This window comes from Ligilactobacillus sp. ESL1201, assembly GCF_058503265.1.
Genome location: NZ_CP196362.1, coordinates 1,518,370 through 1,543,395 on the forward strand (window position 1 = coordinate 1,518,370; position 25,026 = coordinate 1,543,395).

At 41.2% G+C, this 25,026-nt stretch carries 23 protein-coding genes; 4 read left to right on the forward strand and 19 right to left on the reverse strand.

Annotated elements, in window-relative coordinates; translation table 11 throughout:
• Positions 1-8: 8 nt before the first annotated feature.
• The 4 genes from ACSYSK_RS07535 to ACSYSK_RS07550 all read right to left on the reverse strand — a co-directional run bounded on the left by ACSYSK_RS07535 (position 9) and on the right by ACSYSK_RS07550 (position 5,246).
• On the reverse strand, positions 9-2,939 hold the full coding sequence (locus ACSYSK_RS07535) for a DUF6020 family protein (RefSeq protein ID WP_491714532.1): 2,931 nt from the start codon (positions 2,937-2,939) through the stop codon (positions 9-11).
• A 28-nt stretch (positions 2,940-2,967) separates the two neighbouring features.
• Positions 2,968-4,512, reverse strand: coding sequence for a glycosyltransferase family protein (locus ACSYSK_RS07540; RefSeq protein WP_491714533.1), 1,545 nt, complete (start codon positions 4,510-4,512; stop codon positions 2,968-2,970).
• Positions 4,513-4,788: 276 nt separating this feature from the next.
• Complete coding sequence (locus ACSYSK_RS07545) at positions 4,789-5,025, reverse strand: DUF2922 family protein (protein ID WP_491714534.1); 237 nt, start codon at positions 5,023-5,025, stop codon at positions 4,789-4,791.
• 20 nt (positions 5,026-5,045) lie between these two features.
• Entirely contained in the window at positions 5,046-5,246 is a 201-nt protein-coding gene (locus ACSYSK_RS07550) for a DUF1659 domain-containing protein (RefSeq protein ID WP_491714535.1), read from the reverse strand.
• A 314-nt stretch (positions 5,247-5,560) separates the two neighbouring features.
• On the opposite strand from ACSYSK_RS07550, the gene ACSYSK_RS07555 reads away from it, so the two are divergent.
• Both ACSYSK_RS07555 and ACSYSK_RS07560 read left to right on the forward strand, forming a co-directional pair.
• A complete protein-coding gene (locus ACSYSK_RS07555) occupies positions 5,561-5,872 on the forward strand; it encodes a type II toxin-antitoxin system RelB/DinJ family antitoxin (protein WP_491714536.1) in 312 nt (103 codons plus the stop codon).
• A 2-nt stretch (positions 5,873-5,874) separates the two neighbouring features.
• On the forward strand, positions 5,875-6,201 hold the full coding sequence (locus ACSYSK_RS07560) for a type II toxin-antitoxin system RelE/ParE family toxin (RefSeq protein WP_491714537.1): 327 nt from the start codon (positions 5,875-5,877) through the stop codon (positions 6,199-6,201).
• A 182-nt stretch (positions 6,202-6,383) separates the two neighbouring features.
• Here ACSYSK_RS07560 and ACSYSK_RS07565 read toward each other — a convergent pair whose 3' ends face one another.
• The 3 genes from ACSYSK_RS07565 to ACSYSK_RS07575 all read right to left on the reverse strand — a co-directional run bounded on the left by ACSYSK_RS07565 (position 6,384) and on the right by ACSYSK_RS07575 (position 11,558).
• Positions 6,384-10,004, reverse strand: coding sequence for a KxYKxGKxW signal peptide domain-containing protein (locus ACSYSK_RS07565; protein ID WP_491714538.1), 3,621 nt, complete (start codon positions 10,002-10,004; stop codon positions 6,384-6,386).
• 679 nt (positions 10,005-10,683) lie between these two features.
• On the reverse strand, positions 10,684-11,121 hold the full coding sequence (locus tag ACSYSK_RS07570) for a hypothetical protein (RefSeq protein ID WP_491714539.1): 438 nt from the start codon (positions 11,119-11,121) through the stop codon (positions 10,684-10,686).
• Between the two features lie 149 nt (positions 11,122-11,270).
• Entirely contained in the window at positions 11,271-11,558 is a 288-nt protein-coding gene (locus ACSYSK_RS07575; RefSeq protein ID WP_491714540.1) for a helix-turn-helix domain-containing protein, read from the reverse strand.
• A gap of 410 nt (positions 11,559-11,968) precedes the next feature.
• On the opposite strand from ACSYSK_RS07575, the gene ACSYSK_RS07580 reads away from it, so the two are divergent.
• Positions 11,969-12,256 (forward strand): type II toxin-antitoxin system RelB/DinJ family antitoxin, encoded by a 288-nt coding sequence (locus tag ACSYSK_RS07580; protein WP_491714541.1) that lies wholly within the window; start codon positions 11,969-11,971, stop codon positions 12,254-12,256.
• A gap of 84 nt (positions 12,257-12,340) precedes the next feature.
• Here ACSYSK_RS07580 and ACSYSK_RS07585 read toward each other — a convergent pair whose 3' ends face one another.
• The 7 genes from ACSYSK_RS07585 to ACSYSK_RS07615 form a co-directional block, all read right to left on the reverse strand.
• Positions 12,341-13,375 carry an alpha-L-fucosidase gene (locus tag ACSYSK_RS07585; protein ID WP_491714542.1) on the reverse strand — a complete coding sequence of 345 codons (1,035 nt, stop codon included), beginning with the start codon at positions 13,373-13,375 and terminating at the stop codon, positions 12,341-12,343.
• A gap of 11 nt (positions 13,376-13,386) precedes the next feature.
• Positions 13,387-14,589 carry an MFS transporter gene (locus tag ACSYSK_RS07590; protein WP_491714543.1) on the reverse strand — a complete coding sequence of 401 codons (1,203 nt, stop codon included), beginning with the start codon at positions 14,587-14,589 and terminating at the stop codon, positions 13,387-13,389.
• A gap of 283 nt (positions 14,590-14,872) precedes the next feature.
• Positions 14,873-15,103, reverse strand: coding sequence for a CsbD family protein (locus tag ACSYSK_RS07595; RefSeq protein ID WP_491714544.1), 231 nt, complete (start codon positions 15,101-15,103; stop codon positions 14,873-14,875).
• Between the two features lie 73 nt (positions 15,104-15,176).
• On the reverse strand, positions 15,177-16,079 hold the full coding sequence (locus ACSYSK_RS07600; RefSeq protein WP_491714545.1) for a hypothetical protein: 903 nt from the start codon (positions 16,077-16,079) through the stop codon (positions 15,177-15,179).
• A gap of 9 nt (positions 16,080-16,088) precedes the next feature.
• Complete coding sequence (locus ACSYSK_RS07605; RefSeq protein ID WP_491714546.1) at positions 16,089-17,927, reverse strand: ABC transporter ATP-binding protein; 1,839 nt, start codon at positions 17,925-17,927, stop codon at positions 16,089-16,091.
• A complete protein-coding gene (locus tag ACSYSK_RS07610; protein WP_491714547.1) occupies positions 17,927-19,663 on the reverse strand; it encodes an ABC transporter ATP-binding protein in 1,737 nt (578 codons plus the stop codon). Before ACSYSK_RS07610 ends, ACSYSK_RS07605 begins: the two co-directional genes overlap by 1 nt.
• A 2-nt stretch (positions 19,664-19,665) precedes the next feature.
• Positions 19,666-20,235: a MarR family winged helix-turn-helix transcriptional regulator gene (locus tag ACSYSK_RS07615; protein ID WP_491714548.1), complete on the reverse strand. Its 570-nt coding sequence runs from the start codon at positions 20,233-20,235 to the stop codon at positions 19,666-19,668.
• A 128-nt stretch (positions 20,236-20,363) separates the two neighbouring features.
• Here ACSYSK_RS07615 and ACSYSK_RS07620 point away from each other — a divergent pair, with 128 nt between their 5' ends.
• Positions 20,364-20,759, forward strand: a complete 396-nt coding sequence (locus ACSYSK_RS07620; RefSeq protein ID WP_491714549.1) for a hypothetical protein — start codon at positions 20,364-20,366, stop codon at positions 20,757-20,759.
• Between the two features lie 158 nt (positions 20,760-20,917).
• Here the strand turns inward: ACSYSK_RS07620 and ACSYSK_RS07625 are convergent, their stop codons facing one another.
• The 5 genes from ACSYSK_RS07625 to ACSYSK_RS07645 all read right to left on the reverse strand — a co-directional run bounded on the left by ACSYSK_RS07625 (position 20,918) and on the right by ACSYSK_RS07645 (position 25,024).
• Positions 20,918-21,175 (reverse strand): hypothetical protein, encoded by a 258-nt coding sequence (locus ACSYSK_RS07625; RefSeq protein WP_491714550.1) that lies wholly within the window; start codon positions 21,173-21,175, stop codon positions 20,918-20,920.
• A gap of 68 nt (positions 21,176-21,243) precedes the next feature.
• The gene (locus tag ACSYSK_RS07630; RefSeq protein WP_491714551.1) at positions 21,244-21,534 is read right to left on the reverse strand and encodes a hypothetical protein; all 291 of its coding nucleotides are present in this window, start codon (positions 21,532-21,534) and stop codon (positions 21,244-21,246) included.
• A 505-nt stretch (positions 21,535-22,039) separates the two neighbouring features.
• Complete coding sequence (locus ACSYSK_RS07635) at positions 22,040-22,441, reverse strand: Hsp20/alpha crystallin family protein (protein ID WP_491714552.1); 402 nt, start codon at positions 22,439-22,441, stop codon at positions 22,040-22,042.
• Positions 22,442-22,557: 116 nt separating this feature from the next.
• Positions 22,558-23,928: a sugar porter family MFS transporter gene (locus ACSYSK_RS07640; protein WP_491714553.1), complete on the reverse strand. Its 1,371-nt coding sequence runs from the start codon at positions 23,926-23,928 to the stop codon at positions 22,558-22,560.
• Between the two features lie 133 nt (positions 23,929-24,061).
• Positions 24,062-25,024, reverse strand: a complete 963-nt coding sequence (locus tag ACSYSK_RS07645; RefSeq protein WP_491714554.1) for a D-2-hydroxyacid dehydrogenase — start codon at positions 25,022-25,024, stop codon at positions 24,062-24,064.
• Between the last annotated feature and the right edge of the window lie 2 nt (positions 25,025-25,026).

Genomic DNA, 25,026 nt, shown 5'->3' on the forward strand with positions numbered 1-25,026 from the left:
TCCCAAAATCAATATATATACTTAAGAAACTTAAACATCTTATAGTTAGACAACTTTATGATCAGCAACGATAGTATACCACTCCCTATTAGAGCAATAACAAAGGGTAAGTAATTAACTGCAAAAATCGTCCCCATTTTATCAGTTATAAAATCAATAATACCAAACTGAACAAAATAAAGTATTGATGACAAGTTCCGTAAGTAAATTGAACTACTATACTTCATCTGGAAATTACTTTTCAGCATAACTACAAACAAAATTAAAGAAAAAAGCGGTAAAGTAAAGTACATATCTTGAGCAGACCATGTTCCTAAATGAGCAACCTGAACTAATTGATACTCTCCAATTAGCAATAACAAACTAACAAGTAAAGTTGGTATGTTACAAAGACGCTTTAACTGATCAAAATATTGCGCGATCCAGTAAGACAAAGACATCCATAAGACACCAGCAATAACTGTATTAGCAGGTGTCCAAAATTCTAGTATGGTCGTAGCCTTAGAAGTCAACGATAATAAACTCAGGTAATTGGTGCAACAGCAACTGATTATTAAAACTACAAGAGATAAAATCAGCAATACAAAATTAGCTATTTTTCTCTTCAACTGAATAATTCCATCAACCAATAGTAACCCAAAAACCGTTGCAATCAAATACCAACTGCCACTGAAAAATAAACTTTGTCCTATTATTCCCCTTACTAAGTAACTAATTATTTTTACTATACTACTGTAATTCCAATTCAATATTCCCTGATTCTTCAGTTGTAGTATTCCAGCAGGGATATAGATCACTTGCCAAACAAGCCATAGTTCCATTAATTTTTTGATTGTTTTTCTTTTTTTAGCAACAGTTGGGTGCTTAAAATAGAAGTACCCTGTAATCATCATAAAAATAGGTACAGCACACCTACCAATAGTATTGGCGATTGGGAAAAAATAACGGTTAAAGCTATGTGTATGAATTAAAACTACTAGAATAGAGCAAATTACCCTAGCAATATCCAACAACCCATTTCTCTTTTTTTCTTCTACTCTTACTGGGCTGATTTTTTGAAGCTCAACCGCTCCTTTTTTTCTAGGCTTGTTGCTAATTCCAAGCATTGAAGCAAATAATACCGGAACAACAACTACCAACGAATAAGCATACCGATAAGATGCAATTGGCCCCAATAAAACTGTTCCTAAATATCCAACTAAAAAAGCGGCCGGAAATAAATGCTTATATGCCCGACGATAACAACAAAACGCGAGATAGATTAACAAACACCAAACCGATAATCCCGAACTAAGCAGTAACGAGAGCACCGGTAATTTTTGATATGTGTTATGATTAGCAAGGTTATTATAAAAATGACTAAGCCATTTAAATCCCAAAATTGGCTTCATCTTAATCATGATTGCTTTTGAATTAATCGCTTTTTGATTAGCAGCCCAATCTGAATATTGCCAGTCATCATATTCCCAATAAGGATGATAGATTGCTCTATCCGGATGATATGCTTGAGGATCTGGATAATTCATGTCAGGATACCACCAACCAATAGTTAATCTGCTAAAAGCGTCAATATATGCAACTGGTTCTTTAAGACCTAATTGTAACCAAAATTCAATGAATTTCTTAGGCTGTTTTTTAACCAGTTGATTATTAAAACCACCCTTCATCTGATCTGAAATTGCTTCATTTCCATTTCCATATAAATGATAGTTAGGAATATAGCTACTTAGTTGTTTTTTTTCAGCAAGAGTTAAATCATGACTTCTAGTGGTTCCCACACGTGAAAGTTGCATAACGGGAACACTCATCATTTCCGTCAAATGATCATCATTCGCGCGAACCCCATGCAGCATAGTCGTAATCGGTCCAGAGTAAATCATAAATAACACGACTGGAATAAACAACAATACCAACATTTGCTTCAAGTGTTTGCGTAATAGCCACATACCACATAACATGCCAAAAATAAAAACATAGATTCCCTGACTTTTAAAAATAATATTGATGAACGCAACTACGCTGACCAACAGAAGATACTTAAAGCTATGTATGTAATTAGGATTTTCTACTAATTGTAACAACAAAATAATCAATACTAAAAGAGTTGCTGAATAAAGTACATCTTTAGTAGATGAAAAAGACATTATTGCGTTAGTCGGTAAGAACATAAATAACAGTAAGAAAAACATTTGCCACAGTAATGACAACTTTTTTCGTTTGAAATAAAGCATGGCAAAAGCAAAACAACATGATAAGATCAGCATTTGAAAAAGGGAATAGCATAGCATTCCCAATTCGTAGCTGCCTAATAGATCACCAATAGACTTTACAAAAATACCTAATAGATAGGTATGAACAAGGGGGTGATGCAAAAAAATTTGTCCTGAAGTATAGTATAACATTTGAGTAATTGCATCATAACCATAAATTCCCGGATAAGATGCTGCTAAACTCGGTAACCAAGCAATAAAAATAAGTACCCAACTAACTAAAAACATTTTTTTATTAGTACTAAATAGCTTGGTTACAATGGCACTGATTTTTTTACTAAAATTTATTCGGTTTAAATTAGGCAATACCTTAACAAATAATATAATCAGTACAGAAGCAAATATTGGAATTCCAAATATCACTCGTAACCAAACCCCAATATTATTAATCCTAGTCGTATCATATAGCCATAAGTTAACTCCAAATATTGTGCATGCTGCAAAAAACGTTCCTAAAGCGTTAACGACCAACAATAATCTTTTTTCCAACTTTAATGAGCCGACATAAGAATAAAGAAAATAAAAAATAATAAATAGAAAAACACTTAAAATACTATTGCTAAGTGACAAAACATTATTTTGATTCTTTGTCATTGCTTCTACACTAAATAAAGAGCACCAAGACAGCAACAACCTAAACCATACTTTTTTATCGATCAAAAATTCCATATTTTTCTCCCTCGGTAGCAACAATAAACTAATCAACTGGTTTAAATTGCCTACTTCTTGCAATCAGCATCACTAATTGTCTAATCCCCAACGTTGCTAACAAAAACAAAAACGGTAAAAACTGAATTACGTAGCGACTCCTTCCGCCCTCAAAAATTAATAAAAACAAAAAGAAGCCTACAACAGTATACTTTAAGGACTGAGTAAACCAACTGCTATCTGTTAAACTAAAAAATGAAGCTAGCAAAATCAATACCCAAACCAATTGAATAATAAAATTATACTCTTTGTGCTCATTATCAATAAATAAACGATGTGGTAAATCCTTTTTACTAGTGTAGGGATGTAACTGACTTTCTTCAAATTTTAGCCAAGTAAAAGTTCCATCTGCGGTATTGGCTACTTGTTTTTTAACCAAAAAATGTTGATAATTGGCTAATGAATGATAATGCAGCAACCTCTTTTTCCATAAACGAAAATCTGCCTTTTTTCTGACAACAGGATCTTTAATTTTTTGATCATGATCAACATCAGGTGAGTAATAGCCACCAATTGCTCCATCGGGGGTCAGCTCAATCAATCCCATATCGGCAAAATGCATCATCGGATAAGCCAAATTTTTATCCAACGTAATTACTACGTTACTATTTTTAACTGTACTTAGCCCCGTATAACTGACAAAAATTACTGCTAAACCTAACAGTACCAAACGCCAATCAAATTTAACATTTCTAATTATCATATTTAGTACATATATAATTCCTACTCCAATGTAAAAAATTACTATAGAAGGTTTTATAAAATAGCTTAAACTTACCAACAAAGCCATACTAATTGTTAATATTATCCTCTGCTTCATTGATTTACTGTTGATCAGCCATATTATTACGGACGCATTCAACGAGCTAAATAAAAAGGACCACACATCTGTATAAGGAATAACGATCGTGGGAAATAGTAACAGTGAAATTATGCTTATAATAAAATACAATTGATAAACAAATGTTTTAAAAAACTTTCTAAGCGTTACAGTCAGTACCACAACAGCTATATCGATTAAAATCACATTAATAATGCCTAGAATCACTTTAAATTCTACAATATTTGGTTTTAAGAATAATAACCAAATTCCTTTTTCAATCATCAAAACAAAAAAAACTTGCGGATTTAACGAAAAATAATTATGGTTTAATTCATTAGGTAACCAAACCGATTTTTCAGGATGGCCCATTATCTTATTAATAATAGTATCTGGATCCCAAGGATAAGTACCAACTAAAGAAAATACCACCACAACTTGCCACACAACTAAGATCAACAACATTGCTATGTTTATTAAGCGGCGGTATTTCCGTAAAAAATCACCACATGTCATCCAGTTAATTTTATTTTTAAGGATAATTACGCCCAGCACAATTATTATTGCTACATCTAATAAATAAACCACTTTACCACTGACCTGGTAAAAAGACGCTATCAACAAGTCAATAGCTCCCACAATACTGATCACCATTAAAATTCCAAAAAAGAAATTAACAAAATAATTGCTAAAACTCTGCACTAATTTTGGCATACCATTTTCCTTCCAATCCTTATGTACTAAACAAGGTAATAACATAATTTTAACATGGTTCCCTACATGTTTACAGATTCAATTTTACACAATTATATGAAGCACCCGCAATTAATTAAATTAAAAAATCCATCGTCGGTACCGAATTAAAATTATTCTCCATTTACAAGTAATGTTGGGAAATTTTCCACCTCTTAGAACAGAATTAGTCTAGGCGAAAGCAAAAAAACAAGCACTGACTTTGATTCGTCAGCACTTGTTCGGATAGTAATTAAATTAAGCCGGTTGTTCTTCGTCAAACAATACTTCTTCTTGGCGGTCGACGTAGGCTGCAGCTACGGGGATAGCGTAGAGCTCGTTGCCTGCGCCATCGACGAAGAGTTGCGCCGCAGCAATGTCTTGCATCGCCTGCTTGACGGTGAGGGCATCTACTTGCTTGGTGATCTTTTTTAACTGCAGGTGCCGTTTCTTGTTGGTACCCGCCGTGCGAAAAGTTAAGTTCAGTGTTTTCATCTTTATTCTCCTTCCTATATCTACTCTGCTACTACGCTGACAGCGGTCACTTGGGTCGCTTCCAGCTGATTGCCGGTCAAAGTGGCGATTGCGTGGGCAAATTGCAGGATCTTTTCGTCCGCCACTGCCAGCGCGATTTTCTTGTAACTGCGTTTAACGATCGCACCGTCGTCGCCGCTGAGTTCCAACTGCAGGTCTTTGCGTTTTAAAGTATTTGACATAAAGTACTCCTCCTTTGCTGGTCAAGCCAGTGAATTTTAGTGGTAAGGTGCGCCTTGCCTTACACCCTTACTAACGAAATTCAAGGGAGAAATGTAAAAAGAAAAAGGAAAAATATTGACCCCAATTGTCAAATCAAGTGAAAAAATCGATAGCGTGATGGCTACAATTATGGAATTGAATCATACTATCCGAAATGAGGATAATTGAGACTTTGTTTATGATGGTCGAGGCTTGCTAATGTTATGTATATGCTTGCTATCAGATTGCTAAAAGATTAATATAATACTACAATCTAAATAAGGAGACAATTATTATGACAAATACAACTAAAAAAACAGCTAGTATTTTTACAAGAGTTAGTCCAGAATTAAAAAATCAGGCCGAGGACGTATTAGACAAGCTTCAAATCCCTATGTCGACTGCTCTCAACATGTTTTTGCAGCAAATTGTGGAACAACAAGGTATTCCTTTTGAAGTAAAACTTCGCCATAAGCCATTAGATACTTTTACTTTAACCAAAGAACAGTTCAATCAAGAAATCCAAAAAGGCTTTGATGACTTTAAAGATGGCAGAACCTACACTGCTGAAGAAGTTCACCAACAGCTACGTGACAGGAATCGCTAATTATGACTAAAAAATGGGAAGTTATCTATTCTAAACAATCTCGAAACGATCTTTTTCGTATCAATGACTACATTAAATATGATCTTCAGTCTATACAAGGTGCAGCTAATACCACTGACAAAATAGAACGTGCAGTAATTGATCTAGATTTTATGCCATTCAAATACTCTCTATATCCTGATGAACCTTGGCATAGTTTAGGACTACGTTTTGTTCCGGTTGGTCATTACATAATCTACTACCATCCTGTCGAAGAACTGGAAGAAGTTCATATAATTAGGATCTTGTACAACGGACAAGATGCTTCAAGACATTTACCAAGTTCATAAAAAGCAAACTAAGGGGCTAGGACAAAAATATCAGCTCACAGAAAAAATAACACTATAATTTTCCTAAAACGGAAAAGATTCGACACTTGTTAGTATAGAACCCAAAAAAGGCACTGGCAAAATTATTGCCAGTGCCTTTCTTTAATAAAAGTTATAGTAATTACAGAATTACCAAACAGTTATTAGTCTTCAACATCCTGTAACTTTTGAGCATTCTTAACAGCTGTAGTTAAGTTATTCAATGCCTTCACTGCATCCGCATTAGCTTGGACGTTATTCTTAGCTAACTCAGTATCAATTTGAGTTAACAAAGCATCAATCTTGGTTGCATCTTTAACAGCACCATAGCTATCAAACGCAGCTTCATATGCATTTCGTAAGTTAAGACTATAGAACGAAGTAGGAGTATTTAAATCACCCTTAACAATATTAACTGCAGCCTTAAAGTTAGCCAACACATTTTTAGCTTCAGTATCTGCATTAGAGGTACCAGTAATATCATCACGTTGACCACCGATAGCAGTAACCAAAGCACCGATCTTACTTGCATCCTTCACAGAACCATCAGCATTAAATGCAGCTTCATAAGCTGTTTGCAAAGCTTCGGTGTACTGATTAGTTCCTACTTTCAAGCCCAAAACACCACCTTGCAAAGCAGAAGCATTATCTAAAGTATCAGGAGTACGTGTAGCACCTAAAACATGACCAACTGCAGTATTAGTAGCAGTGAAATCAGAAGTTGTACGTGTAGCATCTAAAACATGACCAACTGCAGTATTAGTAGCAGTGAAATCAGAAGTTGTACGTGTAGCATCTAAAACATGACCAACTGCAGTATTAGTAGCAATGAAACTAGGTGTAGTATACGTAACTGCATCAACAGCAGTCTTCAAATTATCAAAGAGTGCCAATTCACTGGTAGAAGCGTGCGCAGCCTGTGCAGCTGACTTAGCAGCATCAATTTTTGCATTTACGCCTGTAGTTGCAGTATCGCGAGCATTATTCAAAGTAGTCTGGTCAGTAATACCAGAAGCAAAACCAGTTACTTCATGACTTGCATTAAATGTGAAGATAGCACCTAGTTCACTCTCCAAATTTGTATATAAGTTAGCAGGTGTAGTATACGCAACTGTATCAACAGCAGTCTTCAAATTATCAAAGAGTGCCAATTCACTGGTAGAAGCGTCCGCAGCCTGTGCAGCTGACTTAGCAGCATCAATTTTTGCATTTACGCCTGTAGTTGCAGTATCGCGAGCATTATCCAAAGTAGTCTGGTCAGTAATACCAGAAGCAAAACCAGTTACTTCATGACTTGCATTAAATGTGAAGATAGCACCTAGTTCACTCTCTAAATTTGTATATAAGTTAGCAGGTGTAGTATACGTAACTGCATCAACAGCAGTCTTCAAATTATCAAAGAGTGCCAATTCACTGGTAGAAGCGTGCGCAGCCTGTGCAGCTGACTTAGCAGCATCAATTTTTGCATTTACGCCTGTAGTTGCAGTATCGCGAGCATTATTCAAAGTAGTCTGGTCAGTAATACCAGAAGCAAAACCAGTTACTTCATGACTTGCATTAAATGTAAAGATAGCACCTAGGTCAGTCTCCAAACCTGCATATAAGTTAGCAGATGTAGCTGTTGTCATATAACCTTTAGCATGAGTAACAGCAGTGATTAAAGCGTTAAAAGCAGTAGTCTTAGTTGTATCACCTGTAACCTTAGCCTTAGCATCATTCAAAGTCTGAATCAAATCATCATACATAGTTGGATTAGCTTTAGCATCAGTTGTAACACCAGTTACATCGCCTTCAGCTCTACCAGAATGATCTACTACAAACACTTTTTCAAATGCAGTTTGTAATGCTGGAGTGTATAACTCCAAATCTAAAGCATCACGTGCATCCGTAACAGCTTTCTTCTGTGCATCAGTTAAAGTAGCTGGAACATTCTTTAATGCATCTACAGCATGCATCAAATTAATCTGACTTTGCGCAGCTGTTGTTGGACCATTTTCTCCCGGCTTATCTGTATCACCTGGTTGAGTACCATCACCTGGTTGGTTAGTACCAGTAGCCCCACCGATAGCTGGCGTTGGTTTGCCTGTTCCTTGGCCGTCACCTACAACACCCGTAGCATCGTTAGTAACGCCAACTAAATGACCATCTACTGTACTTAAGTCATAGATACTGTCGCCAACTTTTTGTTTGCCGTTCAGCATCTGACCCATATGAGCGCCGTTTTCTACGTAGTAGACTGTCCGGCCATCTGGTAACTTCGTTAAGCCCTTAGCCATTGCACCATCTGCTTCAGAGAAGTAGTACCAATGATCACCAATCTGGACTTCACCATTTTGGATCTCGCCATTTTCGTTGTAGTAAACTACCTTCGTATATGCAGGAGCCAAGTTAGTTGCTGGGTAAGTAATTTGTTGGAACCCAGTCTTCATCGTGCCATCAGTACCAAAGTTATACCAATGTCCATTGAGGAATTGTTCACCAGTTTGTAATACACCATTTTCATTAGCATAATATGTTACCGGCACATCCTTACCATCGGCACCCTTAACACTCGTCTTTACCCAACCTGTTTGCATTGAGCCATCGACAGTGCTGAAGTAGTAGTTAACTTTATTAACAGTCTTCCGGCCATTTTGTAATTGACCTTTACCATTATAATAAACTGTCCGGCCATCTGGTAAGGTAGTGAAAGCATCAATTGACATATGAGCATCGTTAACACTGAAGTAGTACCAGTTTTTACCGTAGTTAACTTCACCTGTTACCAATTTGCCATCTTTACCATAGTAAAGTTCACGAGAATTGCCATCGGCATCAACTAAGTTAACCAAAGAATTTTCTACTTGATGACCGTTACCATCGAATAAGTACCATGAACCATCAACATTAACTTCTTGGAAACCTTTAGCAGCATCACCACTAGCAGTATAGACAACAACATCTTTACCCGGAGCAGAAACATTCTTCTCAGGTGCTTTAACTGTATCATCACCATTGCCAGCTGCTTGACCAGTCGTTGGATCGAAGTAATAAGTTACCTTATTAACACCTGTTCCAACTGTTTGGAAACCGGTCTTCATTTCACCGGTTTTCTTGTCAAACATGTATTGGTGAGCATCTCCGGTGTCGGTATTATTAGCGTGTAAAGTATATGGCGTATCACCCTTAACTTGCTGACCAAGTGTAGCTGCTTCATCAGAATAACCATGCTTATTAGCCACACCCACCTGCATGATACCAGTAGTTGGGTCAAAGTAATAACTAGCACTGTCAATTGTCATCTGACCTTTAGCCATGTCACCTTTGGCATCATAATAATAGTAGTCCCTGCTATTAGTATTAACTGCATCTTCATTAGCTTGATAAGCCCATGAGCTTGTAGCATAAGTAGGATTTGTAGCTGAACCAGTATTTAATTTATTATGACCATCAACTACTGTCTGATTATTACCAGTTGCATCATTAGTAATTACTTCTGCCGTACTCTGAGTATTATTTGCAGTTTCACCTTGTGCTTGTGGGCCAATCTCATTATCCTGTGCTGCTACTTGTTGGTCATCTCCTGCTGATCTAGTCAAAGCAACGGTGCTGCTTTGCTGACCATTATCTTGAGCTGCAGCGACTTCGCCTTGTGGAGCACTGCCATCAGTTGTATCAGCTGGACTATTAGTATTATCAGCTGACACACTCTGTGTCATTGCTGTAAGACCTAAACCAAAGAAAACGATGGGCGCAACAACCCAGTTTTTCCCTGATTTATACATCTTAAATCTCTTTTTTTCCATTAGAGGATCCTCCTATATAATAGATATATCTGTTACATCAGTTATGTAACTAATGAGTATTATAGCACAACTTCCGTCAATGTGTTAGCGGATAATTAAAAAAATAAACATAACTATTAAATTTTATCAATGTTAAAAGCGGTTAATCTGTAATGATTATGGCTATTAAGTTTCATTTAGATTGCAATGCCTTATTTTATAGCAATGTAAGCAAATAACTTTATGAATATCATTAAACTATTTTACTAATTAAAAGTAACGATAAATTGCAAATAAGTTAGCTTCAAATATATATTAATTAAGAATGGTTAAGTTTACAACTAGATAAGTTATGTGATTTAATTTTAAAAATAGCTAACATAAAAGGAGTTGGGGCAAAAAGCGCTTAGCAGTCGAACACTAGCCTAGTTTCAAAGTAAAACCCGCACTTGGGTTTTATTTTGAAACGTAGCTAGGCGCAAACTGCTGCTTTTTGGAGCACGATCAAACAAGCTGTGAGTCAAGCCGGTTAGCGGTCGTAGACTAAGTGGCACTGACAAGCAAATTCTGTACTTGGATTTGTTTGTCAGTGTCCTTAGGACCTAGACTGCTGGCTTGATGAACGCGATTAAGTCTATTATTTACGGAAAACAAAAAAGCTGGGACAAAAATTTTGTCCCAGCCCTAAGCCCTATTTAATTTACCCTAAGTTTGCGATTATCGCTGCCACCAAAGCGCCCAAAACTCCGACAACTAACGGTTTAATATAGTCATCCCACTTAGAAGCTTTTAATTTTTCTGGCAAGGCATCCACCTTATCTTCCAAACCCTTGAGCGTGACTTTCATGGTAGTCATATCCATTTGCATGCTGTCAAGCCTGCCTTGCATACTATCGAGTCTGCCCTGCATGCCATCCTGTCTGCCTTGCATACTATCAAACCTATTTTGCATGTTATCGAATTTGCTAACAAATTCTTTACGTGTGTCATCGATCTTACCGGAAAATTCTTTACGCGTATCATCTAGTTTATTGGAAAACTCCCTTTGCGTGTCATCGATTTTATCGCTAACCTTATCGATTTTATGTTCGAGATAAAAATCATTGGGATTCAGATTTCTGCGCGTCACTTCGGTCATCAAATTCACCTCACTTTAATCAAATCCAAAAGCAGCTACTTGTTTCTTCTATTATAGTATTAATCTCCTAACATAGATACATACGCAACGACTAGGCAAATTTATTAAAAAAATCGTCCTCAACCTACTTCTACATAAAACTTGTGATTTTAAGAAAAAGAAATTTGTAACGATTTCCCAAATGCATTAGCAATTTTAGAAATAGTATCCATGCTTGTATTAGCGCCGTTTTCGATCCTTGCAATTGTTGATTGAGGCAAGCCGGCATGAGCTGCTAACTCATTTTGCGTCCAGCCATAAGCTTCGCGTTCGTTTCTAACAGCTATGGCACTATTTAGCTTATTAGTCTGAGCTTTGACTCCATCTTCAAACTCTGGGCTGTGTAAGTCTTTAGCAAAGATATCATCAACGGCGGTTAAATATGGCCTATTTTTCATTTATTTTCCTACTTTTTTGCTGATAAAATTCGGTAAATCCATCATGAACATTTAAACGTCAGTAACTAACAAGCCTTACTTTTTTCACACCTTAATTATATCATATATTGGATTAAAAAATCGGTTACTGTAATCAAAATAATTGGAATCTATAACTTGCATTAACAATCATTGTTTCATATAATTAGTGTATAAATGTGCCAGTAATGGCGCTAGGTTACTTTCGAGGTGCCTAGCATAGAAAAAACACCTTATATAAGGTGTTTTTTTAATGTCCTGCTACAAATACTAAGTAAATTTACTGACAATAAATTTCCCATAAAATTAGGCAGCTACTTCTTCATATCAATTGATATTAGCTTCAATTGTATGTTATTATGCAATCCAATGTGATTTGAAGGAGTGATAATATGGCAATAAGTACTACTACTATTCGCATCGATACTGAATTAAAAAAAGAAGTTGCTAAAGAACTTAAGCGCACTGGACTAAGCATTAATTCTTATTTCAATATGGCAGCTAGGCAACTAGTCTTGCAAAAAAAGATTCCTTTTATAATTTTGACCGAACCAGAAAAGCCTACTGCAGAAACCGAACGCGCATTAGTAACTGCTAAAGCCAAGGAATTGGGAATCTTGCCAGATGATTCACCAACATTTGACAATGTAGCCGCCTTAAAAAAATATCTCGATAACTGATCATGATATATGGACTAAAAGTTGAACCATCATCACAAATAAAGGACCCGAGACAAAACGTCGTTTTACCTCGGATCCATATTTTTATTGCTCTGCTTGTGCCAATTTATGTGCTGCTAATAAATTTTGCTGTGCCACCAGCGGCACGCGGCCTAGGCCATCCAAGCCAACGTTGAGCAAATAATTAATGCCCAAATCGTTGAGCTGCTTTTTTTGCTGGTAGAGCTGTGCGGGCGTCTTCCAGTTTTGGTCGCGGTACGAAAAGCCCCACGAATCGTTGGTCGTTGCGGCCGTTTCGTACAAACCCAGTGGCGACGGTTTAAATCCCTCGACCGCGTTGTAGTCGACTTGGTCTTGTTGGTCAACTTGTTCTTTAAATGCCGGGATCTCGTTATCCCCCAGCGAAACGAAGTCGTACTTTCCGTTACCTAAACGCGAATTGATCAAGCAGTTAGGCTGCAATTTTTTGACGGTGTCATAGACTTCTTGACTCTGCGCAGCAGATAACGTCATCGGGACATCGAACCATGCCGTTGCGATCTCGCCGTAATTAGTCATGATTTCTCTGATCTGCGGCATGATTTTATTTTTAAAACACAAATCGAAGCTCTTGTGCTGTTCATCCGGAAAATCCCAGCTGTTATCCCACGTCGAGCCGGCCGTCTCGATGTCATTGGACAAGTAACCGCCGCCGTTAGGATCGTGCCAGTCCAAGTCCTGTGAATAATACAGGCCAAACTTCAGTCCCGCACGCTGGCAGGCTTGCGCTAACTCGGCGATCACGTCACGGTGAAACGGCGTCGCGTCGTAAACGTTATAGCTATCAACTTGCGAACGATACATAGCAAAGCCATCGTGATGTTTAGTCGTCACTACCAGGTACTTCATCCCACATTGTTGCGCTAAGGAAACGATCTGGTCGGCATCGAAGTAAATGGGGTTAAACGCCGTGGCGAGTTTTTCGTATTCGTGATTAGGGATCTGCAATTTCGACTGGATCCATTCGGCATAATAACTAGATGACTGCCCTTGATATTCTCCTGCCAGTAGCGAATACAGTCCCCAGTGAATCATCATGCCATACTGGGCTTCTTTGAACCATTTTACATTTTCATTCATTATTTTCTCTCCTAGATCGTCAACTGGTCTTTTTTCACGGTAAATAAATCAAATAACGCTAATAACACGTAAAAGATCCCGGAATAAAAGATGATCATCCCCGGGTTAGTCGTGTGCGTCACCGTCGCCAGTAGTTGGAAGAAATACGGCGCCACTAACGAGCCCAAGTTAATACCGATCAGGATGATCGACGTCGTTAAGTTCATCGAACCCTGCGGCGAATAAGCGACCATCCGTGCTGTCAGTGCCGGGTTAATGATCCCGTTACTAAAGCCGCAGATCAACACTAAAATTAAGATCACGGGGATCGATTTGGTAAAAGGTAAGATCACGAAAGCAGCTGCGGTGATCAAATCAAACCACGCTACGGTGTACTTGCCACACCATTTGGCCAACTTCTCAAATAAAATCCCCGACACGATCGAACACAATACCAAAAAACTAAAGATCCGCGTTGCCTGGGCGGCGCTACCGATGTGATTATTAACGACGTAACTCGCTAATTTTAACGACAAACACGAGTAAAACAGGCAAACAAAAAAGAAAATCACGGACAGCTTAACTACTTTTAAGTTCGTGCTCGGTTTTAACTCACTGCTGTCAATTTCTTCTTCGTGGTCGTCTTTAGTCGCCACGACGTTATCCAAACGTTTCGGCACAAACAAAGCCACCAGCGTGATCGGAATCAGCAAGAACAAAAATACGAGGTATGTCGTGTGCCAGCTAACCGCGATCAAAAAACCAGCGACAAATAACATCAGCGAATCCCCGATCGCCCCGATCGAATTACGCCACCCCAAAAACCGGTTGCGTTTTTCTTCTGGGAATAAATCGGTGATGTAAGAGACACTCAGCGGCGTAAAAATCCCCATCCCGACGCCAAACATCGCCCGTGACAACAGAATTGCAAAGTAGTTATAAAAAAATGCGGGGATCACGCCAAACACCAGCGAGATCACTAAACCGGCGATCACGGTGTATTTTTTCCCTAAAACGTTAGAGATAAAACCACTGATCACGGTCCCTAACAACACCCCACCGGTCGGAATGACAATCAGCAGCTCCACGTTAGCCTGAGAAATATTAGCGAAATACTTTTCCATCAGGGGAATCGTGCCCGAAACCGCGTTACTGACTGACATTAAAAACGAAATCGATAAGATCCCCAGAGTTAACAACCTGGTATTTTTTACGTTCACATCTTGCGTCGACATTTGTCCACTTCCTTAACTAAGTATTCAGGTATACCATTACCGCATATATTCTAAAAGATAATCGGCGCCGATGCAATTCTTTTCGGTAACTAAGCGATGATATTGCTCACAAACACGATGATTACAACTATTACGCGTAACAAATAAAATTTTATCTTCAACTAGTTTGGAGTATACCAATTTAATAAAACGAAACAAAAAGACCCGAAACAAAATAACATTTTGTCTCAGGCCCCTTTGTCGCCAGTGCAAGATTTAATTATTCGTTAACCGGCTTTATTCATTAGTCTGTAACCGCGTCTTTCACATCTGACGCTGCGTCTTGCACGTCATCTTTAACGTCTGCTGCAGCGTCTTTAGCACCACTAGCGGCTTTTTTAGCTTTACCGACAACTTCATCGCTAGCGTGAATGAGTCGTTCGCGTAATTCTTCGACCGTGTCTTCGTCTTTTAACAACATGTACGCCAAAACCGCGTTAGTTGCCATGCTAACTCCTAGTAAAAATTTTTGCATCAGCACACACCTCCACTTAATTTATCCCTATTATACACTACCAGTGCTAAAATGTAAGCCTCGCCGTTTGGGCTTAGCGGTTAAAATAAACGTACAATTTGCTGGTCGAATATCCCATGGTAAATTTGACACCAGCAGAAGTGATCGTCTTAGTCGCAGTCTTCGTCGTGTTTTTAGCGCTCGACTGCTTTTTAAACTGCCGTAAAACCTGCTGGGGATCAGCACCTACTCCGCTGGCTAACAACGAAAATTGGGTGATAAATTCACGCGCCTGTTGCTTATTTTTCAGCACTTTTAAGGGCACGATCACCGCCAAAGCCGTCACCTTACCCGCCTGACCGTTGGTGCGCAAAACCAAATTATTGGTCTGCCGTAAATTATGGATCCCGTCAGGCAGTTTAGCCGGCAACTGCTGCTTATTAGTCAGCCGCTGTGCTTTTTGTAACGCGGGCTGTAACTGCAATTGCTGTTGCTGCAAGTTTTGTGCCTGTTGTTGGAGTTGGCCAGCTGCTTGGACATCGACTTGTCCCGTCTTAGTTTGTTGTTGCAAGCGTGCTTTTTGTTGGAGCAGTTTTTGTCGTTGCGCGGCCATTTGTTGCAACTGTTTTTGCTGCGTCGGTGCCAGCTTAGTTACTGCTAATCCCTGATTATACGTTTGCCTTAACTTGACATAATCAGCCACCGACTTGGTTTTAGCGACTTGGACCGTGCGTTTTTGGTTGCCTGCTTGCACGTGGACCGTTTGAGCCGTTGTTTTAACCGGCACGATAAAATGATACGCCCCACTTTTCGCCTTAACTCGTTGTTTGTTTCCCTTATCCAGTTGGTAAGTTACGTGCGACTGGTTCGTTTTTCCTTTAACTACGACCGCCAGTCCGCTAGGCTTTAGGTGCGTTTTAGCTACCGTTAACTTGTCTTGACCGCACCCGCTAAGCAGCATGACTGCCAGTAACGCAATTCCGATTTGCTTTTTCATTGCGGCCTCCTAACTAAACGCCAAACCGCTGGTAAACTGACTGTTATACAGATCCGCATAAAAGCCGTTTTGGGCCAGCAATTCGTTGTGTGTGCCCGTCTCGATGATCGAGCCGTGATTCATCACGATGATCGCGTCGGCGTTTTGAATCGTCGATAACCGGTGCGCCACCACGAAACTCGTCCGGTTGTCGAGCAAGCGTTCCATCGCGTGTTGAATATGCAATTCAGTACGCGTATCGACCGAACTCGTCGCCTCGTCGAGGATCAAGATCTCAGGATCGGCCAAAAAGGCCCGCGCGATCGTGATCAACTGCCGCTGTCCTTGCGACACGTTGGAACCCGACTCGTTTAACACGGTATCATAGCCCTGCGGCAGTTTGCGCACAAAACCATCGACGTGTGCCGCTTTAGCCGCCGTAATGATCTCTTCTTTAGTCGCATCTTCCCTGCCGTATTTGATATTATCGTAAATCGAACCCGAAAACAGCCACGTATCCTGCAAGACCATCGCAAAATGACTACGCAAGTCCTCTCTTTTCAGTTCCCGCGTGTCGACGCCGTTGAGGTAAATATTACCGTCACTGATGTCATAAAAACGTTCCAACAAGTTAATGATGGTCGTCTTGCCGGCACCAGTCGGACCCACGATCGCCACTTGTTGGCCGCGTTTGACCTGCAAGTTATAGTCTTTTAACAACAGGTCTTGTCCCTGGTAGCCAAACTGGACGTGCTTTAATTCCAGCAAGTTTTGCGGGTTGCTTTGCGCTGGCCGGCCCTCGGCCATGTCCTGCATCTCGGCCTCGTCTAACACGTCAAAGACCCGTTCGGCCGACGCAATCGTATTTTGGATCGTATTCATCAGGTTAGCTAACTGTGAAATCGGTTGGGAAAACTGGTTGGTGTACTGCAAGAATGCCTGCACATTACCCAAAGTAACCTTGCCGTTAGCGACTTGAATGCCACCAACGATCGCCACGAAGACGTAGCCGAGATTGTTTAAAAACATCATCAAAGGCATTACGATCCCCGAGATCATCTGCGCTTTCCAAGCCGATGAGTAGTACTTTTCGTTTTCTTCTTTAAAAGTCGCAATGATATCTTTTTGTTTGTTAAACGACTTGACGACCTGCTGGCCTCCGTAGTTTTCTTCGACCTGATTGTTGATCAATCCCAGGCTTTTTTGCTGCGCGGCAAAGTAGCGTTGCGAACGCGGGGCCACTAAACCGACCACGATAATGCTGACCGGGATCGTGGCTAACGCGATCAGTGTTAGTTTCCAACTGATCGAAAACATCATCCATAACGTCCCGATAAACGTGACCGTACTGGTGACTGCCTGCGTTAAATTTTGCTGCAACGTACCCGCAATATTATCCATATCGTTGACCGCCCGGCTCATGATATCGCCATTATTATGCGTGTCGTAGTAGTTCAGTGGCAAACGACGCATCTTTTGTTTCATCGACTTACGCAATTTATAAACTGTCTGTTGCGAGATCTTGGTCATGATATATTGCTGCATAAAACTGAAAAACGAAGCCGCTAAGTACATCACGATCACTACCACAATGATGTGCAGGATTTTTTCGTAATTGATCGGTAAGTCGCCGATCTTAAAACCGGCTTTTTGTTGCGCGTTACCTTTTAAAATGCCCTTATAGATCTCGGTCGTTGCTTTGCCCAGGATCTTAGGAGTCTTGATCTGAAAAATAACACCGGTGATGGCGAAGGCTAACACGATCACCAGCCCCACGATCCGGTCCGACATGTAACTCAATAGTCGCCAAGTCGTTTTCCAAAAATTACGCGGCTTAGCGTTCGAGGTTCTTGCGCGTCCGTGTCCCATTATTTTTCACCTTCCTTGATCTGTGAGTGCATGATTTCTTGGTAGACCTGATTGCTATTCTTTAGCTCATCATGAGTCCCCTGACCGACGACTTGGCCCTCATCCAAAACAATGATCGTTTCGGCATCGGCGACCGTCGCGATCCGTTCGGCGACCAGCACGATGATTTTTTGGCTCAAGCGTTCGTCTTCGTGTAACGCCTGACGTAAGTTCGCGTCCGTTTTAAAATCCAGCGCGGAAAACGAATCGTCAAACACGTAAACACTGGCGTCTTTGACCAAAGCCCGCGCGACCGTCAACCGCTGCCTTTGCCCTCCGGAAAAGTTGGCGCCGCCCTGCTCGACTTTTTGGTCTAAGCCCGCAGGATCTTCGCGCACAAATTCTTGCGCCTGTGCGATCTCTAGGGCGTGCCAGAGCTCATCATCCGTGGCGTCAGGCTTACCAAAGCACAAATTTTCCCGCAAGGTGCCCTCAAATAACAACGCCTTTTGGGGCACAAAAGAAACCTGGTCGCGTAACTGTGCCAACGAATAATTTTTAATATCCTGTCCGTTAAGTTTAATGGCACCCTTTTCCACGTCGTAAAAACGCGGGATCAAGTTGACCAGCGTCGTTTTTCCCGAACCGGTCCCCCCGATCACCGCCACGGTCTGTCCGCCTGTCGCCTTAAAATCAACGTCGACTAACGCCGGTTGTTCGGCTTGTTGGTACCGGTAAGTCGCGTGGTCAAATTCCAATTTGAGGCCGCCAGTCGGGTTAGCACTTAACTGTGCGTCGTGCTCCGGTTCGGCAAGCTGACTGTGCAGGTCAAAAACCTCCTGAATTCGTTTCGCGGAAGCCTGTGCCCGGGGAATAAAGACAAAGACCATCGATAAGATCATAAAACTGGTCAAGATCTGCATCGCGTAAGTCATAAACGCAATCAGGTTGCCGACTTGCATCGACTGCGCCCCGATTAACTTAGCGCCAAACCAGACGATCGCCACGTTAGTCCCGCTCATGATCAGCTGCATTACGGGCATCGCAAAGGCCATAATGACGTTGACTTTGATCGCATTTTGGGTGTAATCAATGTTAGCGTCCTCAAAACGATCCTGTTCAAATTGATCCTGGCGAAAAGCACGAATAACGCGTACGCCCGTCAATCCTTCACGAAAAACACGGTTCAAACGGTCGGTTTTGACCTGCATCGCCCGAAAACGCGGTACCGATAAATACAATAAGATCCCCATAAAAATCACCAATAACGGCAAAGCCACTAAAAACACTCCCGTCAGTGTGTGATTTTTATTGTACGCTAAAACACTGGCTCCTAATAACATGATCGGCGCCATCAGCATCATCCGCAGCATCATCATGAAAACATTTTGCACCTGGGTGACGTCGTTTGTCGTCCGGGTGATCAAAGACGACGTTTCGATCTGATCGTACTCGTCATTTGACATATTAATTACTTTGCTGTAAATATCGTTACGCAGATTTTTGCCTAATCCCTGCGAGGTTTTGGCGGCCAAAAAAACGTTGCAGACCGCCGCAACCACACTCAAAACGGAAAAGCCGATCATTTTCATGCCGACCTGCCAGATGTAGCCGATATTTCCCTTAGCGACGCCGTTATTGACGATATCGGAAGTTAAATTTGGTAGGTTCAGGTTGGCGAACACCTGCACTATCATAAATAAGACCGCACCTAAAACGGCCAGGTAAGAGACCCTGTGACGGGCAATTTTAAACATTATTACGCCTTCTTTTCTGAATGATTAGTTTTTTTAGGTTTCTCAGCCGTAAAATTGCACGGCAGTTTGCCGTCATACTGACTGACTTTACGCAACATCTCGTAGTGTTTATGCGGTGCGTCCATCACCCGCGAATGTCTGGGTGCGCTGCTCATTTCCCCGCGCATCTGCGTACTAAGTTTATCTAGGATCGCGATCAACTCCTGCTGTTCGGCAGTCGTTAGGATCTGAAAAGGAGAGTGTGCCGCATTATCTTCCAAGTCCTGCGCTTTTTTCTTCCCCTTTTCCGTCAAATGGACCATCATGATGCGGTGATCTTTTTGCGCCGTCTTACGGGTGATCAACCCGCTGCGCTCCAATTTCACCAGTAATTCTCCCAGTGATTGGGGTCTGATCGCCAACAAGTAATTGAGGTCTTTTTGCGAAATATCTGGTTTAACTTTCAACAGTGCCAAGATCCGCCCTTGCCCTTGTAAAGAATTACTGTATTTGCCCTGATTATGGTGCTTCCACGTCAGGTAACGCTGCAATAATTTTTCAAAAACAATAAACTGTTCCGTGAGCTCGTCCATGATTTTCCTCCTAGATAAAACGTTAAATATTATAAAGAGTGCCTGATTATTTTGTCAATCAAGCACTGCTTTTTTTAATTAATGTTAAGATATTAAGGTAAACTTACTTTTTAAAGGGGTAGTTTTAAATGAAAAATACGATGCATAATCTGACCAATACTCAACAAAATCTGGTTCAAGTCAAAGAACAACTGACTAAGCTCAACGATTCGCTGAAATTCGAACAACAAGCCTTACGCCAACCGCTCAGACAAATCGCCAGTGACTTAGAAACTAAAGTCGATTTAAAATTCGATGTCAAACTGATCGAACAAGGCGATTACAGCACGGCACTAAACGACCTGCTATTTATCGATCAGCTCTTAGACCTACTGGTATCACACTTGATGCACCTCCAGCAAGGGACCAAAGTTAAACTAAATGACGACCAACACGACCTAGTCAGCGACATCAATAAAAAGCTCCTCCACATTCAGGGCTTATTGATGATCACCATCAATTCGTTTCAAGAAGCTAACGACTAGTTTGTGCGTGTCGGTTACTAGCCGAAAACAGTGGGGACTGGGACAAAACACGGTTTTGTCTCAGTCCCTTTTTGGATAAACGTAAGTTATAATTTAATTACCTCAGCTGGCAGCAAATTGCCAATTATCCTGTGACCGTTAGCCAATCAGTGCATAGCCTAGGCTCTTTTACTATCACATAAAAACTTAGCCTCGATTTTGGTTTGAATACTTTGTAATTCAGCCAAATCTCCCTTGGCTTCGTCGGCATTGTAGCGCCGGATCTGCCCCATCAAATTGCTAAAATCCAAGACGGATAATTTATAAGTGCGATCAGCAGACTGCTTTCCTGCATGATATTTTTTGATAATTTTATTCTTAGGAGCAACGTATAAATTATAATCCTGAAATTCAGCAATCAAATCATTCTTACTCAAAAAATTACCTCCTCATATAATATAAGTATAGTCTTTTTTTGCGTAAATTGTTAGTTGATTATCGCTGGTCACTTAGCCTCGCTAATATTGCTTGGGGTCAAAAATTGAGTTTCAATGTACTTTTTAATGGTAGCAGCTTTGGCCGGCGCCGCCTTTTGGTAACTCGCAATATAATTTTGCAGGTATACGACCATTTCCGCAGAAAAATCATAGTAGCGATCCGCCAAATTATATTTAGCTACCAAGTCCATACTAAAGCGCTGGACTACACTTCGATTTTCATTGAGGTAAAGTGCATAATCCGCAAAATCGATCAATAATTTGTAACCAGTTAACTGATTGTTAGTTTCATGTGCCATTTTATCACAACCTCTAATAGACGTCTCTTCTTGATTGTAGCAGATTCCAGTAATTGAGCAAGTCTTTCTGAAAAACCTTCACTAGATAGATACGCCAAAAAGAAATGAAGTTGTGCGGCAAACCGTTTAGCCGTCGTGATCAGAACCATAATTTACGGAAAGCAAAAACGAGTCTGAGACGAAATAATATTTGTCCCCGACTCGTTTTTGGCTAGTGCGCTCCAGCTCGCAGCTTTTGCAGCTTGATCTTAATTGCGCTCCAGCTGGCAGTCGCCTACGTTTAACTACGCTAAAAAGCAAAGCCAAGTCCAGGCTTTCCTTCCTAGCTAGGTTAATCCTCAGCGGCTAACCGCCAGCTTCCGCAGCTTGATCTTAATTGCGGGACTGAGACAAAATCCCGTTTTGTTCCAGCCCCTATTTTTGTTTCCCGTAAATAATAGGCTTAATCGCGTTCGTCAAGCCAACAGTCTAGGTCCTAAGGACACCGACTTGACTCACAGCTTGTTTATTCTATTTCAATTTTTTGTTTCTTAGCTTCCTGCCTTTTAGGCAACGTGATCGTTAATACTCCGTTTGTTACCTGCGCTTTGATCTGCGTTGCGTCCACGTTAGGCAAACGGTAATTTCTCAGGTACTCGCCGTACGAACGTTCGTTGACCCACACGTGTTTTTTATCTTGCAGTTCATTTTTACGTTGTGCTTTTACACTTAAAGTTTCATCTTGATAAGCTAACTGAATCTGTTCTTTCGTCAATCCCGGGACGTCAACCGTTACTTCGTAGCCGTCTTCGTCTTCCACTACATCGCTTTGCAAAGAATCTGGTGCCAACAAGCTAGGTGTCTGCGTCCAAAAATCATTTTGCCAATCTAGCATTTCTTGTAAGTTGTTTACTAATTCATTACTCATATTAGATCATCCTTTCTTGTTTGCATTTTTAATATAACACAAAGGTCAAAAAAGGTCAAACATTTAATTTGCCGTTAAATAAGTTTTTTAATTAGCAATCATCAGTAATAGTCAAATCATTTTGCTAACTTAGTAAACGCCCGCCGGACCAAGCGCGGATTAACTAAAATTTCCGCAATCACGATGCAGCCGATATTGGCTAGTGCGAAAGCCAAAAAAACTCCTGCCGTGCCCCAAAATTCGACTAGCAACGGGAAAAGTAAACTAACAACAAAATTAGTGATCCACGTGACCGCCGTACCAACAGAATTAAACGCCGTTTTTAAGTGTTGGGGAAACATTTCAGAGAGTAACAACCAAGTTACAGGACTAACTATTCCCTGTTGCGTAGCTAAAAATAAGGTCAAAAATAGCAACACCAAAATATTAGTCGTCGTCTGAGTAAACCAAGTAGAACTCATCACCAAGTGAAGCACACCTAAGGTCACAGCATTTGCTGCTAACCCGCACAACAATAAGCGTTGGTGCGTAAATTTCGCCGTCAAATGCGTCCCTAAAGTGATCGCTAACGACGAAACCAAGCCGATCAAAACGTTGCCGTATAAAGAAGCGCCTGCACCCATGCCCACTTTTTCTAGTAAAATCGTGCCGTAATACATCACCGTATTAATGCCGGAAGCCTGCTGGATAAAACCCACGGCCATTCCTGCAATCAATAGATACAGTAAATAACGATTTTTAAAGACCTCACGCAACTTGACTTGATGTTGTTTTTCTCTGAGTTCTTCTTTAGCCTCCCTGATAGCGATCCGAATATCCAACTGCGGGAATCCGAGTTTGGTAAAAGTTTTTTTAGCTGTACTACGCGCTCCTTCCAGTAACTGCCAAAACGGACTATTCGGTAAATTAAAAGACAACACCCACAGCAACAAAGCAGGCAGTGCAGCGACCGCCATCATCACCCGCCAAATCGGGGGCCACGAAGCGCCCAGTGTTCCTAAAAGGGCGTTGACCACAAAAGCAGTCAACTGTCCAAAAACAATCGCCGCTGCATTTTTATTGACATTTCGCTCCTTTAACTTTAACGGCGAGACCTCATTCAAATACAGTGGGGATAAACTCGACGCACAACCGACGGAAAGTCCCAATAAAAAACGGGCAGTGATCAGCATCACAGCACTAGTAGCCAGTGAACAAACTAACGTCAGTACCGTAAACAACGCCGCCACCCACTGTAACAACTTCTTGCGGCCGATATTGTCCGCTAATTTGCCAACGGCTAGCGCACCAAACGCACACCCCAGCACCAACGCGCTCGAAACCATTCCTTGCTGAGCGGCCGTTAGGTTCAGTTGCTCCGGCCCACTCAAAAACGACAGCGCACCGTTGATCACCCCGGTATCGTAGCCAAATAAAAAGCCGCCTAAAGCGATCACAAAGGCCGTGTAATTCAAAAACCAACCACTTTTTTGTTCCCTATCCTGCAAAACAAACCCTCTCCTTTTTGGAACAACAAAAAGAAACCCTTAACTGCAAAATAATTGCCGTCTAAGAGTTCGATTCAGGTCTGTTTTAGTGTTAATTAGGATAAAAGTCAAGCAAGATGCTGGTAACGCCAATTTACCCAACTTGATTTTGGACTTCTCCTTTTAGGTAAGAGCGTAAATTAGCACAAGCGATCCCTAACAAACGGGCCCGCGTTTCTTGGGGAGCCCACGCAATGTGGGGCGTCAAATAACAGTTAGGCGCCGTCAGTAGCGGTGAGTTTGCTGGCAGCGGTTCTTCTTGGACCACGTCTAAGCCCGCCGCAGCAACTTGGCCCGACTGCAACGCGGCGATCAGATCTTTTTCATTGACCAAACCGCCACGCGCGGTATTTAACAAGATCACTCCGCGTTTCATCGCAGCTAACGTGTCCGCACAGATCATTTCGGTAGTCTGCGGCGTTTGCGGCACGTGTAGGCTAATAATATCGGCTTGCTGCCACAATTCCGCCAAACTGACTTGCTGCAACCAGGGTTCCGTGACCTGTTTAGGGCGGTGATTATAAAAAATCACCTTCAGCGCAAAGGCATGCGCGATCCGTGCCACTTCCCGGGCGATCGCCCCCATGCCAACTAAGCCCAAAGTTTTTCCCTGTAATTCCATCAGCGGCTTTTGCCAGAAAGTAAAGTCCGGACTAGTAGCCCAGCGCCCCTGGTGAACTAACTGATTATGTAATCCCACGTGACTGGTGATCTCCAGTAATAACGCAAAGGTAAACTGTGCCACTGCTTGCGAGCCGTACGACGGAATGTTAGTCACCGTGACTTCGGCCTTGCTGGCAGCCGCCAGATCGATCACGTTGTACCCCGTCGCCGTTACCCCAATGTACTCTAAATTGGGAGCCTGCGCGATCGTTTGCGCGTCTAACGGCACCTTATTGGTCATAACGACTTGAGCATCACCGATCCGCCGTAAAATTTCTGCACGGTCGTCGACTGGCGTCCGGTCGTAAAATTTGCATTCCCCTAACTGCTCTAATTGACTCCAGTCCAAATCCCCCGGATTAAGCGCGTAACCGTCCAAAACTACGATCTTCATTT